The sequence below is a fragment of the Hymenobacter endophyticus genome, assembly GCF_032464715.1.
Classification (GTDB): domain Bacteria; phylum Bacteroidota; class Bacteroidia; order Cytophagales; family Hymenobacteraceae; genus Hymenobacter; species Hymenobacter endophyticus.
Window position 1 is genome coordinate 557991 of sequence record NZ_JAWDJT010000002.1, and the last position, 16478, is coordinate 574468.

Here is a 16478-nt window from a genome sequence, read left to right on the forward strand (position 1 = left end):
CGGAACGCAAAAAGCGGCCCCACCGACAACCAAGGTCGGTGGGGCCGCTTTGCCAGGGGCTGCCCACGGGAGCAGCTCAGGACTTATTTTTTGCCTACTAAGGCTTCCTTAATCTTCTCGTTGAAGTTGGGAATATCCTGGGGGTTGCGGCTGGTGATGATGTTGCCATCCACTACCACGGTTTCGTCGATCCAGCGGCCCCCGGCGTTTTTCACGTCAGTTTGCAGGCTGGGCCAGCTGGTTACCTGCTTGCCGCTTACGGCACCGGCTTCAATAAGTACCCAGGGGCCGTGGCAGATGGCGGCCACGGGCTTACCCGAGCGCGCAAACTCACTCACGAAGCTTACTACCTCGGGCTTGGTGCGCAGCACGTCGGGGTTCATCTGGCCGCCGGGCAGTACCAAGGCGTCGTAGTCGGCCACTTTCACGTCGCCGATTACCTTGTCCACGTCTACTTTGTCGCCCCAGTCTTTCTCGTCCCAGCCCTTGATGGAGCCGCTTTTCAGGGAAATTACGTGGGTTTCGGCGCCCTCGTCTTCCAGGTACTTCTTGGGTTTCTCCAGCTCCGACTGCTCGAAGCCGTCGGTGGCTACAATAGCTATTTTCTTGCCTTTCAGGTCGTTGCTGCCAAAAATACTCATGTGTTCAGGGAATTAGGATGTAGCGGGTCGGGAATAAAAAAACCGGAAGGCCAGGGGCGCTTCCGGTTCTTCTCTAACGGGGTTTGGGCAGGGCGGTTGGCGCAGAATTTTGGCATTCCGGCCGCGCTAGTCCTGTTCGTGCCGTTCCCGCTTCATCTCCTTGCGCAGGCGCTTCACCCGCTCATCGAAGCCATCGGGGTCGTAGTCCACTTCCTCCACGTCCAGCTGTTCCAACAAATCCATCAGGGCATCGGAGTGCTCGGTGCGGGTGCCGCCGGGCACTTTCACAAACGCCATTTCCGACCACAGCAGCGCCTTCAGGCGCAGGCCGTCCTCGCTCAGCATCAGCATCTCCACTACCAGGTTGGAGTTATCGAAGTGGATGATCTGGGTACGAATGCGCACCTGCTCGCCGTGGTTGGCCGGCCGCAGATACGCCAGCTGGTGCTTGGTAATCACCCAGGTGGCCCCAGCCTCCCGCGACAAAGCCCCGATGTTGAAGGCGTAGTGCTGGAGGGCGTGCTCTTCGCGGGCATTCAGAAAATAATCGAGGTAGCGGGCGTTGTTGAGGTGGCCCAGCATATCACATTCCTGAAACCGGATGCGGTGCAGCGTTTCAGGAGTTCTTAACAAAGGAGCAGCCATAGGTGTGGCAGAAAGGTCGGGCGAAAAGAAAAAACGTCAACCGCCAAGGTAGCGCTATGGTTGCGAAGGCGGCAGCTTCACGGCATCGGCCGTTACCTGGTGGGGGGCGGGCTTGCGGGCATCGGTGGGGCTGTCGAACACCAGCAGCACGTGCTCCGCATCGAGCAGGGCCATGCCTTCGGCCTTGTCCTGGCCGGCGGTGGGGCCGCTGCCGTGGGGCACATCAAACAGCCGTTGCAGCGTATCGGGGCCGATGAGGCTGTCCTGGGGGCAACGGAGCGCATCGGGCCAACGGTACACGGCAATGGTGCCATCCAGGTCCATGGTGGGGCCGGCCAGCAGCAGCAGGTCGGGGCCCTGCTGGCGCAGCTCGCGCAGGCCCATGCCGCCCAGGTCAAGGAAGTGCTTTTTGTAGAACTTCTCGGTAGCGCCTTCCAGCTCCGCCAGCCGCAGGCGGCCGTGCTTGTCTTCGCGGGGCAGCACCTCCAGCACCACGGCCCACCCCCGCAGCACCGGCCCGCGCAGGCCAATGAACAGCCGCCCATCGGGCGCTACGGCCAAGCCCTCAATATCGAATCCGTTGTCTTTGCCCGGAATCTGCATAAACAGCTTCAGGTGCACATCCTGGGCCAGCAGGTCCAGCAGGTCATTGGTGGTATCGGAGGCGCGAAGCTGGGCGGCCCGCAGCACCTGGCCCACCTGCGTGGGGTGGGGCGCTTCCTTGTGCAGCTCATAGTCGCCGGTGGTGGGGTTGAGCAGCAGAGGCACCCGCGCCAGCAGGTAGCGGCTGGGCTCCTCCTCCACCTTGGCCAGCCGGGCAATCTGCTTGGCTACGTCGGCATCATCGGGTTTGGGCTGTTTGCGCTTGAGGCTGTGGGAACCGATAATCCAGAGGTAATGGTCACTTTCGCCCAGGCCCTCAATGTCAATTTCCACGTCGGCGGCCTCGTTGGTCAGGTCCAGCAAATCGGCCAGCTGGTAGCGGCAATGCTCCCCGAACTCGTGGGTACCCGTAAGGCGCAGCCGCTCAATGGACGTCCGCTCGTCGCAGCTGAGCCACAGGTTGTCGCCAGTGCGCAGCACGGTGGAAAGGCCGTCGCGCACGTGCTTGCCCGCTTCGTTCAGGCTAAGCTTGGGGTTGAAGCGGAGGGTATAGGGTTGGGTACGCATGGCGGGATATGCAGGTAAAAGTTAGTGTAGCCCGCAACGCAGCACCCCGCAAAAAGTTGGGGCTACTGCCCGCCGCAGTTGCGCCGCAGCTGGTTTAGCTGGCGCACCAGGGTTTGCACCGTGGCCTCATTGGTGGTGTACAGAGGCAGCTCGAAGTTGGTGGTGTTGGAGCTACCCTTTTCCTTCCGCTCCCGCTTGAGTTTAAGCTGGTAGTACAGCCCCCCGGTTTTCTCGCGGTGGGCGGGCGCGTAGGTCAGCTCCGTTATCTGCTGCCAGTCGGAGCCCAGCTTCAGCTCAAACTCCACTTTCTCATCCGAGCGCACGGCCCACTCGCCGCCGTTTTTCCGGTGGCTTACCTGCACCGTGGTGGCGCTGTTGGCCGGCTGGGGGCGGTATTTGCGGATGGTCTGGGTGAAGTGGCAGTCGGAAAACGCCACCCGCACTTCCGTATCCGGCTCCTCAGGGTCGCGCATGAGCTGGTTGATGCGCTGGGCCAACGCGGCCGGGGAGGTGGCCGACTGCGCCCAGCCCACGGCAGGCAGGCCCATCAGCAGGGCAAGTACACTGGTTTTCATCTGCGTCCGAAATAAAAAGGCCAACTCGGCCCGCCGTCTTTCGGCGGGCCTTGTCGGGGCAGATGGTGCTTGTGCTGAAAGGGTTGCCTGGGGTTGCGCTACTGGGCGCGGCGCGCCTGCATCTGGGCCTGTACCTGGCGCTGCTTGGTTTTGAGCTGCTGGTACTGCGTGGGCGTCAGGATGGTTTTCAGCTCCTGCTCGGAGGAGGCGTTGATGCGCTTGAGTTCCGCCAGCAGCGCCGGCCGGTTGCTGCCCAGGCGCTGCTTGGCGGCGTTGGCCTGTTCGGTAGTACTCGTGAATACGGCCCGCACTTTGGTGCGCTGCTCGGTGGTGAGGTTTAGCTCTTCCGTTAGCACGTCGGTCAGGTCGCGGGCGGCGGTGGGGGCCACCACGGGGGCCGGGGCCGGCGTTGCGGCCACCGGAATGTTGGCCTTGTTACGGCGGGCGCAGCCGGCCAGCAGACTGGCGGCCAGCAACAGGGCCAGGGGAAAGCGGGAGGTGTACATGGGCGTAGAGGAAAGCGGTGTGCCCTCCCCTACGCGAAAACCCGGCCAACGGGTGCAGGCCGGCGCTTAGTTTACCGCCGCCACGGCTCTGGCCCCAGTCAGCATACTGCTTTTCAGATACTGGGCCGTGTGGTGGGCCAGGGCCATAATCGTAAGCATCGGGTTCACGCCGCTGCAAGCCGGAAACGCGGAGGCATCCGCCACGAACAGGTTGCGCACCTCGTACAGCTCGCCGGTGGGGCTGGTTGGGTGCGTGGCCGCGTGGCCGCCCATGCGGCAGGTGCTCATCTGGTGGGCGCTGTACAGCCCAAACTGGTTGGCTTTCCAGCTGAGATGGGGCAGGCTGTTGAGCACTTCCGGGTTCAGCACCTGGCCGTTTTCGGCCCGCACGATGGGTAAGGAGCCGTGGGGCAGCAACACAGTATGCGCTCCGGCGGCCACATGCACATCGGCGGCGGCGGCTACGCCCCGCAGCAGGTGGCGGCGGTCAAAGTCGCTGAGGGTGTAATGGATGATGGGGTCACCCTGGCGGTCAGTGGTTACGCGGCCCCCGTCCCGGTCGCGGGTGAGCACAATAAAGGAGCCCATGTGCGCGGCCTGGCGCATCAGCTCCTTGTGCTGCCGCCCCGAGCGCCAGGGCAGCACCATGCTCATCAGGCCGGGGTGAGCGGGGGGAGTTTCCAGCTTCACGCCGAAGTTGGAGCCATCCAGCCGGGTAAACGCATCATTCACCACCGACATCATGGGTCCGTGCCAGGGCTCAATCGGCTGCCGGTACAGGCCCGAAACCACTACCGTGGGGTGCAGATGCAGGTGCTGGCCCAGGTGCGGGTGCCGCAGCCCGCTGCGCAGCAGCAGGGCCGGCGTCTGCACGGCTCCGCCCGCCACCACCACCCGCCGGGCCCGCACCGTTACCCGCACCCGGCGGCCATCGGGGCCGGTGTACACGGCTTCGGCCCCGGTGGCCTGGCCCTGCGCGATGGTCACGCGCTCCACCTGCGTATCGCACAGAATGCGGGCCCCATGCTCAAAAGCCGTTTGCAGATAGGTGTTGAGCGTGCCCTGCTTCACGCCGTATCGGTCACCGAAGCAGCTGTACCCCATGCCCCGGAAGTGCTGTTCGGAGTCGGCGGGGTGGCGCTCATTGCGCGGAATCAGCTTGACCTCCTGCCCCAGCCGCCGGGAGCCTTCCAGCAACGCCTGGTTCTGACCGTTGTGGCGGGGGTAGTCGGTGTTCACGCCCAGCCGGGTGCTCACCGCATCCAGACTGGCCCGGAACGAGGCCGCCATAAAGTGCGGTACCTGATGCTCCCCGGCCCATTCTTCCAGCACATACTCGGGGGTGCGAAAGGAGCCGGCCCAGTTCACGGTGGTGCCCCCGCCTAAGCAAGAGCCGGCCAGCAGGCCAATGCTGCCATCCTGGGTGGTGAGGGTACCGCGGGCATCATACAAAGCGCCCAGCATATCCACCTCACTCTGGGTGAAATCGGGGCCGTGGAAGTAAGGGCCTTTTTCCAGCACCAGCACATTGTGGCCGGCCGCCGCCAGCTCCCCGGCTACCACGCCGCCACCCGCCCCGCTGCCAATTACCAGCACGTCGCAGTCGTAGCGCACATCCTGGGTGGGGCGCAGCACGTGCAGAGGTTTTTCGGTTGCTACCGGCTCATCGGTGGCCTGGGGGCCGGGGTAGCCGATGTGCTCCCACACAAACCGGCCCTGCCCGGGCGTGGAGCCGCCGTAGTACAGAAACATGCACAGCTTGCGCAGGGCCTGAAACCCCTTGCGCAGCTGGGGCAGCGGCGAAGCCGCCCAGCTTTGCAGCAGCTTTTCGCGCTGCCCGGGCTCCAGGCGCGCAAACGGCCGCAGCGGGCCAAACCAGGCCAGCCCCAGCACCGGCGTTTCGAGCAGGTGCAGCAGCTGCCGGAACTCCCGCTGCGCCCCGGCCGGCTGCGCGGCAATGGCCGCCGCCAGCTTGTCCAGGTTTACGCCCTCGGAACCGCGCCGGGCCCAGTACGCCGCGTCAGCGGCATCGGGGAGCGGGGGCAGGCCTGGGATGAACGTGTCGGCGAGGGCGCGCAGGGTGGCGCATTGGGCGGCAGTGAACTGCATAGCGGGCGGGAAATAGAACGGCAGACTGGCGGGCAGCCCCGGCGGGAAACCGGGCTCTAAAAGTTCGGCATTTTTCCCGAAAGTATTCGGCTTGCATACGAAATGGCGAATTTGTGAAGTGGTGAATTTGTGCGTTTAGCGTCTGGTCGTCATCTATAAGCGCAGCCGCAGCACTTTTTGTCCAGCGCATGATGTGCATAATGACGATGTAATTCTGTGTAAGAAAATCGTCATTATGCACTCAGGATAGCTGAATGCCGCACAAACTCACCACTTCACAAACTCACCATTTACAGCCATTTCACCAGCCAGTTGATCATCTTCTTCACCTGGGGCGTGTAGGGCGGGTAGATGGGCTTGAGGGCGGTGCGGCCCACGCGCTGTTTCAGCACCGATTTTTCGTTGCTGAACGCCAGGAAGCCCGCGTGGCCGTGGGCCCGGCCCAGGCCGCTGTTGCCGAAGCCACCGAAGGGCAAATCGGGGTGGCCCAGGTGCAGGATGGTTTCGTTGACGCAGGCCCCGCCGGCCGGAATGTGCTGCAACAGGTACTGCTGGTTTTCCTGGCTTTGGGTGAAGACGTAGAGTGCCAGAGGCCGGGGCCGGGAGTTCACCTCGTCCACGGCCTGCATGAGCGTGCGGAACGTGCGAATGGGCAGCAGCGGCCCGAAGATTTCCTCCTGCATCAGCCGGCTTTCCAGGGGCACATCTACCAGCACGGTAGGCTCCAGGAAACGCGCTTCGGCGTCCGTGGCGCCACCCACGGCCACGGTGGCTCCCTTTTCCCGAGCCTCAGCCAGCAGGCCAGCCAGGCGGGCAAAATGGCCGTCGTTCACGATGCGCGCAAACGAGGTTGAGTCCGCTACCGGCTGCCCGCCAGGAGCGTAAAACCGCCCGATAACCTGGCGGATTTCCTCCACCAGCTGGTCGCGCACCTGTTCCTGCACCAGCACATAATCGGGGGCCACGCAGGTTTGGCCGGCGTTGATGCCCTTGCCCCACACAATCTTCTCGGCCGCGTCGCGCAGGTCGGCGCTGTCGTCTACCACAACGGGGCTTTTGCCGCCCAGCTCCAGGGTTACGCTGGTGAGGTGCTCGGCGGCGGCGCGCATCACCACTTTACCCACCTGAGGGCTGCCCGTAAAGAAAATGTGGTCGAAGGGCAAAGCCAGCAACTGGGTAGCTACCTCCTTGTCGCCTTCCACCACCGTTACCTCGGCGGGGTCGAACACCTCCTGGCACATGCGGCTGAGCAGGCCGGCCACCGTGGGCGTCATCTCGGAGGGTTTGATGATGACGCAGTTGCCAGCCGCCAACGCCGAAATCAGCGGGTCGATAGCCAGATAAAACGGGTAGTTCCAGGGCGCAATAATGAGGCAGACGCCCTTGGGCTCGACCTGCACCCAGCCGCGCGTACCCACCAAAGCCAGGGGCGTGCCTACTTTGCGCGGGGCAGCCCATTGCTTGAGGTGGCGCAACGTATGCTTGAGCTCCGTTTGCGAAGACCAGATTTCGGTCACGTCCGTTTCGGCGGTGGGCTTGCGAAAGTCGGCGTACAGGGCCTGCTGAATGGCGGCGCGGTTGTCGGCAATCCAGGCGCTGAGCTTGCGCAGGCGGGCGGCGCGGCTTTCCACGGGTTGCTGGCGCAGGGCTTCGGCCCGGCCCTGCTGGTGGCGGAACAGCTCCGCAACGGGGGCCTGAGTGGAGGAAGGGGCAGAAACCAGGGTATCGGACATGGGTAACAAGCTGAACAGGGGGAAGAAAACCGGATAAAAAGTACCACACGGCTGCCGAGTTCCAACCGCATACCACCATCTTTGTCCACTTGTTTGGCAATTACCTCCCTTACTGCCAACGTCTCCTTTTTGAACTTCTGCTATGCTACAGGTGTGTCACCGGGTGCAGGAGCTGCTCCAGCTACTGAATGAAGTGTTGCCCACTTTTTCCAGCGCGGAGCTTTTGGAGCCCTCGGCCCCGGGAAAATGGTCGCGCCACGAGATTCTGGGGCACCTCATCGACTCAGCCGCCAACAACCACCGGCGCTTCGTGCTGGCCCTCACACAGCCGGAGCCGCTGCTCATTACGCCCTACGACCAAGATGCCTGGGTGCGCTGTGCCCATTACCAGCATACGCCGCTGGCTGATTTGCTAACTCTCTGGACGGTTTACAACCAACAACTGATTCGGCTGATTGCGCGGGTTCCGCCTGAGGCCCACGCGTTCCGGTGCACGTACGAAAGTGGCTACACCGTAACACTGCGCTGGCTGATGGAAGATTACACGGTGCATCTGGAGCACCATGTGCAGCAGCTTCTGGCCCGGACACTGCGCTAGAGCGGGCACTATTTTGGGGCGGTAGCTCGTTAGGGGAGCTTCGTCGTTTGAAGTGTGCATGTTGAAAGTACCCCTGAGTAGTGTCCAGCGGCATTATACGCTGGTTATTGGCCTTGTTCTGCTGAATTTACCGGGCCATGGTTTGCCGGTTGCCCTCACCCCGCTTCACCCCCACCTGCGCGTACGCCCGGTAGCGCCCCATGTGTTTGTATCCTGCACCCCTGGCGGCCAGGGGTCCAGCAATGGCCTGCTGGTGCAAACGCCCCAAGGCGTGCTGGCCGTAGATGCGGCCAGCAGCGCCGGACAGGCCGAGCAGCTCATTCGGTGGGCTACTGACAGCCTGCACCAACGCATACGCCTACTGGTGCTTACCCATGCTCAGGCCGCCACCCCCGAGGCCCTGGCCGTGTTCCGGCAGCACCGGGTGCGGGTGTACAGTAGTCCGCTCACGGCCCAGCGCTGGCAACTGGGGCATCCGCAGGCGCCCGCACTCACCCCGGCCCTGCAGCCGTACACCGTTATCCGGGCGGGGCGCACCCGGCTGGAACTGTTCTTCCCCGGTCCCGGCTTCAGCCCCGATAATGTAGTGGCCTGGCTACCGAAGTATAAAGTGCTGTACGGCGGCGAACTGGTACTGGCGCAGCCACCCGCAACTCCATTGCCCACCAACCCAGCCACCCGCAAGCAATGGGCGGCTACCCTCCGCAACCTAGCGGGGCGCTACCAGCGGGCCCGCGTGGTGGTACCAGCCCACGGTCCGGTGGGCAGCCTAGCTTTGCTAGAACGCACGCAGCAACAGCTTAAGGTCCCCGTTTACCACAAGCCGGCCCCGGTACCAGGGCCGGCCGCTGCAACCGGACGGCGCTGAGGCCGACCGGGGTTTTATGCTGGGCGGGAAAGCAGGAAGCCTGTAGCTTGCGCCCTTCTTTCTCTCCTTTCCCTATACCACATGCTCAACCGGCGCACTTACTTCATTCGGGAACATGCAGGCGTGTTCAAGCTCAAAGACACGTATGATATCCTCGACCCCGAAACGCAGCAGCAGATCGGCTACGCCTCGGAAACTACCCCAGCCTGGGCCCTATGGCTGCGGCTACTGGTAAAGAAGCGCATGCTACCCCTAACCATTGCCGTGCGTGAGCAGCCGGAATCGGTCCCGCTGATCCGGATTCAGCGGGGCTGGACGCTGCTACGCTCCAAAGTGGCTATCATTGATGCCCACGGCCAGCCCATTGGCTACTTCAAAAGCAAGCTATTTTCGTTTAACGGAGGATTCTACGTCTTCAATGCCCAGGATGAGCAGGTTGCTGAAGTCAAGGGCAGCTGGAAAAACTGGGACTTCAAATTTCTGAGCACCTCGGGTCAGGAACTTGGGGTGGTAACCAAGAAATGGGCGGGCCTGGGTCGGGAGCTATTCACCACCGCCGACAACTACCTCATTTCCATCCAGGATATGGGAGAACAGCAGGCGGCCTCTAATGCGTTGCTGCTGGCTGCCGGCCTAGCCATTGATACCGTATTCTACGAGCAGCAGTAGGCAGCAGCCCCGGCACTTCCGCTCTGCCACAGCAAGTGGGGCGGAAGTACCTAAGCAGGCTGTTGGCTCCAGCGCAACCGGTGGCAGCGCACCAACGCGGGCGTGTGCCGGAACAAGCGCCAATCTTGCTCCTTACTGGGCAGCTCGGCGTTCATCAGCCAATCCAACGTGGCCGACAATTCCGAAAAGTACTGCACTTCATAGGGCAGCACCCGGTGGGCAGAAGCCAGCAGCAGGCCCTCCACCACCATGCGGTTGTACACCTCAGTGGGCAGCAGCACTGCCAGCCGCCGCACTTCCGTCTGGCGCAGGCGGGGCAACCAGTTGGTTTGAAGCCAGGTTTGCAGGTCGGGGCTGATGGGGGGCAGTTGCTGCATATTGAGGAGCAGCTGCCGGGCCTGATATCTGCTTACTGCCACCAGCAACCCCTCCAATGTAGCCGCCAGATGCGCGCCCTCCACCCCAGCCGGGCGCCACAGCCGCAGCAAGCGGTGCCGGCTGTTGTAGCGGACAACGGCGCGGGTAGCATGCATCTGAGCCGTTTTCATGGGCAGATCGAAAATGTACGGATACCCGAAGATACACTTCTTCCCGTCAGCTAGTTAGCTCCTAGGCTTAGCCGGGGCCATTTGTCGACCAAGTGCCCTGCGCACCCCGTAACCGCCGCAGATTGCCGGCTTGAGCAACAGTTCCTACTTCTTCTTTTTCTTCCTGAAGTACGCTTGCGCCTCGTTGTACGCTTCCGATTTGCGCTCTGCTTTCTGCTGCACTTCTTTGTAGTAGCGGCTAGCCTCGGCCGGTACTTGCTGCTTATCGGCTATGCGGGCCAGGTTGAGCAAAGCGTATAAGTAGAAGCCCTGCTTGGTGTCGCCGGTACTCTCCGAAAACACCACGCACCGTTGGTAATACTCCTTGGCCTTCCCCAGGTCCTTGTACTGGTTCTGCATCAGGCTACCCAGAAAGAACGTAGCGTAACGCCCGCTAATACCCTCGTAGCCCGGCAGCCCCCGGTTAATTTTGTCCAGAATGTCGCGGCTGGTCCGCTCACACTCGCGCAGGTCGCCTACCTGGTAGCTCATCAGGGCATAGAAGCGCTGCAAGTACCCGTTGTCGGGGTAAGTGGTGGCCATGGCCTGGGCCAGCGGCAAGGCCTCCTGGGGCTTGTTTTCCTGATTTTGCAAAATCTTCATCAGAAACACCTTGGCCTCCGGCGCAGTGTAGAAGCCATTGGCTGCCACGCCGCGCAGCTGGCTTAACCCCAGCTTTTTATTGCCTTTGGGGAAGAAAATGAGCACCGGTTTCAGCAGCGGATAGTTCTCGGAAATCCAGGGAGCGTAATAGTTGATCAGGGCCTGGCCAAACAGAAATTCCGGACTCAGGCCGTTGGCTTCCTTGCTTTTATCCAGGTAGTCGAGGGCATTTTTGCTGGCAAAAGTGGCCTTACGCCAGTTGTGCCGCTCGGAGTGCAGGCGGGCCGAAAACCCATAGGCCGCCGACAGGAAAAAGCAGGCTTCATAGTTCTTTTTATCCGCCTTGTACAGGGCCTCACCTTTGGTAATGGCCGTATCCATGTAAGCCAGGAATACCTTGTCGTACTGCTCGTTGGTGAGGTTGCTGGGCATGATTTTCCACCACGTAGTCAGGCCCAGCAAAAAGTAGGGCATGGGGTGGCTGGAATAGCGGCGGCGCAAGCTGCGGAACTGCCGCTCGGCCCGGTCATGCTTGAAGTTGTAGATGTTGAATACTGCTCCTTCCAGCTCCGTCTGAATATCCTTATCCAGCAGCAGCCAGCCCGAAATGTCAACGGCAGCCGGCGCTACGTCCACGTTAGAAAGGTCAATTTGGCGGGAGGAGCGGGCAGTATCGGGCTGCTGCGCCTGCGCCGTAAGGGCGAAGAGCATCAGACAACCGAGCAAAAAGAGACGCATAAGTACAGCTTGGAGCTTCTAGTATACAGGATTCGGGCGGGAGACGCGACCTATCATACGTACCGAAACAAAAAAAAGAGGCTGAAGCTCCCACAGCCTCAACCTCTTTAGCGTTTACCGAGTGCCAAAAGCCCTCAGGAAACGGCCAGCGGCTAAAATTCCCACCCAAAGCCGCTGGATGTCTGTTCCGAAAAACCGGCCTAGCGGCTGGTTACGGGCTGGCGGGTAAGCCAGCTATATGCATTGTACTGACCGGGCGTAAAAATCCGCGCCAGCGTTTGTTCATAGGTTTGCTCAGCCTGCAAGGCAGCCGGGCTGGGTAAGGTACGCTCAGCCGTGGAGGCGGCTACCAGCCCGGGCCGTTCCGGGCTTTCACCCAGGGTACTCAGTTGCTGAAGATAGGTGCGGCTGCTACGCTCCACAACTCTTTGCTGCTTGCTTGAGAGCTGCAGCGCGGAGGCCAGATAGCGTGCCACCTGCTTGCTGCGAACCTGCACGGTGGCCGGGGTGCCGGCAGCCGTTTGGGCTTTGGCCACATGGGAGCCAACTACCAGCAAGGCCAACAGCGTAAGGGTCAGCAGGCAAGTGGTTAGAAGTTTCATATGGGCAGCGTGATTCAGTTTTTCAAAGGTCAGGCTGAAATACGCGAAAAACCACTGCCCGGTTCGCCTTTTTTAATGCCTTATTGACCAAATGTGTTAATTTCACGTTCCCACCAAGCCATTGAGGCATTACCGCTCCGTGAAACTCCAATTTGAACCCATCCACCCAACGGTTGACAGCTCCTTTACGCTCCTGCACTATACTGAGGTCAGCAAGGCCGAGCTGCTCTGGCATTATCACCCTGAGTATGAGCTGGTGTACATTCCGCAGGGGCACGGCCGCCGCCACATCGGCCAGCACATTTCCCGCTTTGAGGAGGGCGAGCTGGTACTCATCGGGCCCGATTTGCCCCACCTTACCTTCAGCTATGGCCAGCCGGTAGGGGCCCCGTTCGAGGAAATTGTGGTGCAGCTGCGCGGCGACTTTCTGGGGCCCGATTTCTGGGAGAAGCCGGAGCTGGCCGCCATCCGGCAGCTGCTGGCCCGCTCCCACGAGGGCCTCTCGTTTGGGGGCGACACGCGCACGGCCGTGGGGCCCACGTTGCGGCAGCTGCTGGGCGCGCCGCCATTCATGCGGCTGCTGCTGCTGCTGCAAGTGCTGCAGCAGCTGGCCCAGGCCCCAGCCGCCGATATTCAGCCGCTGCACGCCGGCGCGGGGGGGCAGGGCCTGAGTGGCAAGGAGCAGCAGCGCCTGAGCCGGGTGTATCAGTTTGTGGAGCAGCACTACCAGCGCGCCAATCTCTCGGTGCAGGAAGTAGCCGATGTGGCCTACCTCTCGGTGCCGGCCTTCTGCCGCTACTTCAAGAAGATGACCCGCCATACGCTCACCGATTTTCTGCAGGAGTACCGCGTGGGCCAGGCCTGCCGCCTGCTCCTGGATGATGATTTGGCGGTAACGGAAGTGTGCTATTCCTGCGGCTTCAACAACCTGTCCCACTTCAACAAAACCTTCCGCAAGTTTACCGGCCAAAGCCCCACCGAGTACCGCCGCCAGCGCATGGGCAAGTAGGAGGGTGTGAGAGGGTAGGAGGGTGTGAGGGTAGGAGTTAGGCAGTATGTGTTTTCCGCAATATCGTACTTCGTCGAAAACTCCTACCCTCCTACCCTCACACCCTCCTACCCTCCTACCCTCCTACCCTCTTACCCTCTTACCCTCACACCCTCACACCCTCTCACACCCTCTCACACCCTCACACCCTCTCACACCCTCCTACCCTCCCGGGAACAAGCAACGGCAGGTCGGTGTCTACTCGGGTAGATGCTGGCTTTCCTGTTCACGTTCTTTTTCTCCCTGCAACGGCTGCTGACGGCCGCGCCCGAAAAGCCGTTGGTGCTGCAAGCTGCCCCACTTCCGGTGGCTAACCCGCTATTTTCGGTGGGGGCCGTGCGCGACGAGCGGCCGGGGCGGCCGGCGGTAGCCTGGCTGCTGACGCCCACCTCCGCTATGGTGCAGCCAGTGGAGCTGCAGGGCGGCACGGAAGCGGCGCTGCGGCAGTTTGCGGCGCGCAGCTTACCTGCGGCGTCGGCACGGTACCGCGTAACGGTGCGGGTGCTGGAATGCCGGGTGCAGGAAGTGGCGGCCGCCAACCGGCAGGCGGCCGGGCAGCTCACCGTGCGGCTGGCCTTCGACTGGCAGAACCCGGAAGGCCGCACCCACACGCTTACCGAGTACCGAAGCGGGGCACGTTACCAGCGTCCCCTCACCGACCGCACTGCCGTGGAGGCCGCTCTGCAGCAAAATCTGCAGGGCGCATTGAGGTATCTGCAGCAGTGGCTGACGAAGGCCGTGAAGCAGGATGCCCGGCTGGCTACGGCCGTGCGTCCCACTTTCAGCTATGACATACACCAGACGGAGCAGGATACGGTTTTCTACGACCCAAACCGCCCACTTACTTGGGCCGACTTTACCGGGTCACCCCGCTCGAAGGGCAAATACGCGGCGGCCGTGTATTCTAGCTTTGCGTACCAGGGCTGGCCTCGGCTTAACAACGGAGTAATCGACCTGAATATTCGGCTGAAGGTATTTATGGTGCGCAGCTCGTCCTGGGTGGCGCCAGAGCAGCGTACGGCCTACAACCTCAACCACGAGCAACGGCACTTCGATATTACCCGGTTGATAGTGGAGCGGTACCGGCGCAAGGCCACGCCCGACAGCCTCACCGTGGATGATTTCAACAGTATTCTGGGCTGGCAATACCTCAAGTCCTTCACCGAGATGAATCACCTGCAGGACCAGTACGACCAGGAAACCCACGGCGGCACCGATGCCGCCGCCCAGCAGCGCTGGAATCGCCGCATCGACGCGGAGCTGGCGGCAGCCCTCCGCTAAGCGGGGGCGTTATTGTCCAAGCAGATAAGTAGCCTGCAAGCTCATAACCCGATTTTTTTTGGCGGTCATTTTCCCCGAAGCGGCCGCCTTGATTACCGGCGTGAGTCCGCCGGTGAAACGGAGCCCGAGCCGCAGATGCTCGGAGCATTGATACCCGGCTCCCAGCGCATAGCCCACTTCCCGACGGCGAAAAGCAACTGCATCAGTAGCAATGGGCCAGGGGGTTCCTAATAGTCCGCCGGGCCCGGTGGTGGTACGGCTGCCCAGCAGGTAGCTCACCTCCGGCCCAGCTTCCAGCCAGATAGCCGTAGCCAGCTTTACCTGCGCCAGTACCGGCACTTGCAGGTAATGCAGCCGCTGCCGCGCCACAGTGCCGTTACCGTCATCCAGGCGCCAGCCCTGCCCACTGTATAGTACTTCGGTTTGCACCGCCAGCCGGCCGCTGGAACTCAGCAGCACCTGGGCCACTGCTCCCCCGCGCACTCCTAACCGCCACATGGGTACCGGAGCACTGGTAGCCCGCGGGCCCGCCAGGCGGGTGCTGGAGGCGCCACCCGTTATTCCCAGCTTTATCCGTTGGCTATGCGCGGCCGTCATAATTCCCAGCCCCAATAGGGTCGTCAGCACGATACGTTTCATAAAACAGATGTAGAATTTGAGGAGGAAAACCAGGTGTTCTTACAGGGGCGTGGCGGCCGTAGTAGTGCGCACGAACAGCAGGGCGTCGTAGGCTTTGCTGAGCTGAAAGTCGGCGTACTGGCTCACGCTGGCGGGCGTCTGGCCTACTAGGCGCTGGGGGCGCTGCACATCCTGGGTGCCCAGCTGATGGGTATTGAAGAAGAAGGCCGGGCTGCTTACCTGAGCCAGGGAATTTTCCCAGGACCCGGCCTTGGGTGCGGGCAGCGGATAGGCCGCCATGGGGCTGAGCGGCGAGACGAACACCTGGGGTGTGGCTGCGAAGGTGCCAAAGGCGGTGCTGGTGCCTAACACAAAGTACTGGCCGGGAAACATGCGCTCCAGAAAGCTGCCGGCACCGCCCCCGTTGTTGTCTGCCGGGTCGGTGGACTGGCGGGACAAGTGGGCATTGTGCGACCAGAGCACGATTTTGCTTCCCGGCTTGCGTACCAGCTGCTGGGTCATGGCCGCAAACAGACTGTCGCGGGAGGATTCACGGCGGTTGAATTTCACCTGATAGGGGTAGTCGAACACCATGCGGCTGTTGTGCAGGGCCAACTCCAGCCCTTCCCGCTGGGCGCGGGGCAGGCGGGCCGTAGGCAGGGCTTTCAGCAAAGCATCGGCGGCGGCGTAGCCGGCCAGGCCGTTGCTGAGCCAGGCCGGCTGGTCGAACTTGGAGGACTTCTCGTTCAGCTTCATCCACATGGCATCCTGGAAGGCCGCGCTTTTAGTGAGCTGCTCGATGTGCGGGCGCAGGGTGGGGTTGCGTTGGCTGAGGCCCTGCTGCACTAGTTGAGCATTATCGGCCCCAAAACCAGCATCAATACCTGCCAGACTTACCTGGTGGCCCCGGTGCCGGCGGTTGTAAGCCTGCATCCAGGTGAGCATTTCGGCGGTTTCCTGGTTTTGCCAGATGCTCAGCAGGTGCTTCTGCATCAGCGGCTTCAGGGCCGGGGCAGTACGCTGGTGCAAGGCCTCATCTACCCGGCGGGCGCCGCCGTAAGTGGTTTCCAAAGCTACCTGCGTAAAGCAGTGCTCCTCCATCAGAATGCGCGTCAGCCAGAAGCGCAGCTTGTAGAACTCAGCCGTGCCGTGGGTGCCTTCGCCCAGGGCCACTACTTTTTTACCGGCCATTTGGGCAATAAGTGGGCGCACGGTTTCGCGGAACTGCTCAAAGCCCTGGGTGTTCACGGCGTTGATAAGGGCCGGGTTGAACGCAATGCGGGCCGTATCGGCCGGAGCGGCCGGGACAGCCTGGGCCGAAACGGCGGTGGCAGCAGTGGTGACTAAAGCAGCGGCGAACAGGGAGCGGAACAGGGTTTTCATAGCAGGAAAGTGAAAAGGTGTCGGGAGAGAAAGGCCAGCTGTTCAGCGACTGGCAACGACACAAAGGAATAGCCCTGCCGAGGCGAAAAGAAGCTTTTTTAGAC

Annotated in this window: 17 protein-coding genes; 5 read left to right on the plus strand and 12 right to left on the minus strand. The window is 62.0% G+C overall.

Annotation, left to right across the window (positions count from 1 at the left end; all coding sequences use genetic code 11):
* Window positions 1-83: 83 nt before the first annotated feature.
* The 7 genes from ROI90_RS04750 to ROI90_RS04780 form a co-directional block, all read right to left on the minus strand.
* Complete coding sequence (locus ROI90_RS04750; RefSeq protein ID WP_315997185.1) at window positions 84-641, minus strand: type 1 glutamine amidotransferase domain-containing protein; 558 nt, start codon at window positions 639-641, stop codon at window positions 84-86.
* Window positions 642-767: 126 nt separating this feature from the next.
* On the minus strand, window positions 768-1286 hold the full coding sequence (locus ROI90_RS04755; RefSeq protein WP_315997186.1) for an acyl-CoA thioesterase: 519 nt from the start codon (window positions 1284-1286) through the stop codon (window positions 768-770).
* A 54-nt stretch (window positions 1287-1340) separates the two neighbouring features.
* A complete protein-coding gene (locus ROI90_RS04760) occupies window positions 1341-2456 on the minus strand; it encodes a DUF3616 domain-containing protein (RefSeq protein ID WP_315997187.1) in 1116 nt (371 codons plus the stop codon).
* A 62-nt stretch (window positions 2457-2518) separates the two neighbouring features.
* On the minus strand, window positions 2519-3031 hold the full coding sequence (locus tag ROI90_RS04765; protein ID WP_315997188.1) for a hypothetical protein: 513 nt from the start codon (window positions 3029-3031) through the stop codon (window positions 2519-2521).
* Between the two features lie 98 nt (window positions 3032-3129).
* Window positions 3130-3537, minus strand: a complete 408-nt coding sequence (locus tag ROI90_RS04770) for a hypothetical protein (protein ID WP_315997189.1) — start codon at window positions 3535-3537, stop codon at window positions 3130-3132.
* A gap of 66 nt (window positions 3538-3603) precedes the next feature.
* Window positions 3604-5646 carry an FAD-dependent oxidoreductase gene (locus ROI90_RS04775; RefSeq protein WP_315997190.1) on the minus strand — a complete coding sequence of 681 codons (2043 nt, stop codon included), beginning with the start codon at window positions 5644-5646 and terminating at the stop codon, window positions 3604-3606.
* Between the two features lie 290 nt (window positions 5647-5936).
* On the minus strand, window positions 5937-7379 hold the full coding sequence (locus ROI90_RS04780; protein ID WP_315997191.1) for an aldehyde dehydrogenase family protein: 1443 nt from the start codon (window positions 7377-7379) through the stop codon (window positions 5937-5939).
* A 142-nt stretch (window positions 7380-7521) separates the two neighbouring features.
* Between ROI90_RS04780 and ROI90_RS04785 the strand changes: the two genes are divergently transcribed.
* The 3 genes from ROI90_RS04785 to ROI90_RS04795 all read left to right on the plus strand — a co-directional run bounded on the left by ROI90_RS04785 (window position 7522) and on the right by ROI90_RS04795 (window position 9514).
* A complete protein-coding gene (locus tag ROI90_RS04785) occupies window positions 7522-7977 on the plus strand; it encodes a DinB family protein (protein ID WP_315997192.1) in 456 nt (151 codons plus the stop codon).
* A 58-nt stretch (window positions 7978-8035) separates the two neighbouring features.
* Window positions 8036-8845, plus strand: coding sequence for an MBL fold metallo-hydrolase (locus tag ROI90_RS04790; protein ID WP_315997193.1), 810 nt, complete (start codon window positions 8036-8038; stop codon window positions 8843-8845).
* A gap of 81 nt (window positions 8846-8926) precedes the next feature.
* A complete protein-coding gene (locus ROI90_RS04795) occupies window positions 8927-9514 on the plus strand; it encodes a phospholipid scramblase-related protein (RefSeq protein ID WP_315997194.1) in 588 nt (195 codons plus the stop codon).
* Between the two features lie 50 nt (window positions 9515-9564).
* Here the strand turns inward: ROI90_RS04795 and ROI90_RS04800 are convergent, their stop codons facing one another.
* The 3 genes from ROI90_RS04800 to ROI90_RS04810 all read right to left on the minus strand — a co-directional run bounded on the left by ROI90_RS04800 (window position 9565) and on the right by ROI90_RS04810 (window position 12044).
* Window positions 9565-10062, minus strand: a complete 498-nt coding sequence (locus ROI90_RS04800; protein WP_315997195.1) for a hypothetical protein — start codon at window positions 10060-10062, stop codon at window positions 9565-9567.
* Between the two features lie 144 nt (window positions 10063-10206).
* A complete protein-coding gene (locus tag ROI90_RS04805; protein WP_315997196.1) occupies window positions 10207-11442 on the minus strand; it encodes a tetratricopeptide repeat protein in 1236 nt (411 codons plus the stop codon).
* Between the two features lie 200 nt (window positions 11443-11642).
* The gene (locus ROI90_RS04810) at window positions 11643-12044 is read right to left on the minus strand and encodes a hypothetical protein (RefSeq protein ID WP_315997197.1); all 402 of its coding nucleotides are present in this window, start codon (window positions 12042-12044) and stop codon (window positions 11643-11645) included.
* 139 nt (window positions 12045-12183) lie between these two features.
* Here ROI90_RS04810 and ROI90_RS04815 point away from each other — a divergent pair, with 139 nt between their 5' ends.
* Window positions 12184-13053 (plus strand): AraC family transcriptional regulator, encoded by an 870-nt coding sequence (locus tag ROI90_RS04815; RefSeq protein ID WP_315997198.1) that lies wholly within the window; start codon window positions 12184-12186, stop codon window positions 13051-13053.
* Window positions 13054-13302: 249 nt separating this feature from the next.
* Complete coding sequence (locus tag ROI90_RS04820) at window positions 13303-14373, plus strand: hypothetical protein (protein WP_315997199.1); 1071 nt, start codon at window positions 13303-13305, stop codon at window positions 14371-14373.
* A 9-nt stretch (window positions 14374-14382) separates the two neighbouring features.
* Here ROI90_RS04820 and ROI90_RS04825 read toward each other — a convergent pair whose 3' ends face one another.
* Both ROI90_RS04825 and ROI90_RS04830 read right to left on the minus strand, forming a co-directional pair.
* The gene (locus ROI90_RS04825) at window positions 14383-15012 is read right to left on the minus strand and encodes a porin family protein (RefSeq protein ID WP_315997200.1); all 630 of its coding nucleotides are present in this window, start codon (window positions 15010-15012) and stop codon (window positions 14383-14385) included.
* Window positions 15013-15051: 39 nt separating this feature from the next.
* Window positions 15052-16374, minus strand: coding sequence for an erythromycin esterase family protein (locus tag ROI90_RS04830; protein WP_315997201.1), 1323 nt, complete (start codon window positions 16372-16374; stop codon window positions 15052-15054).
* Window positions 16375-16478: the final 104 nt, after the last annotated feature.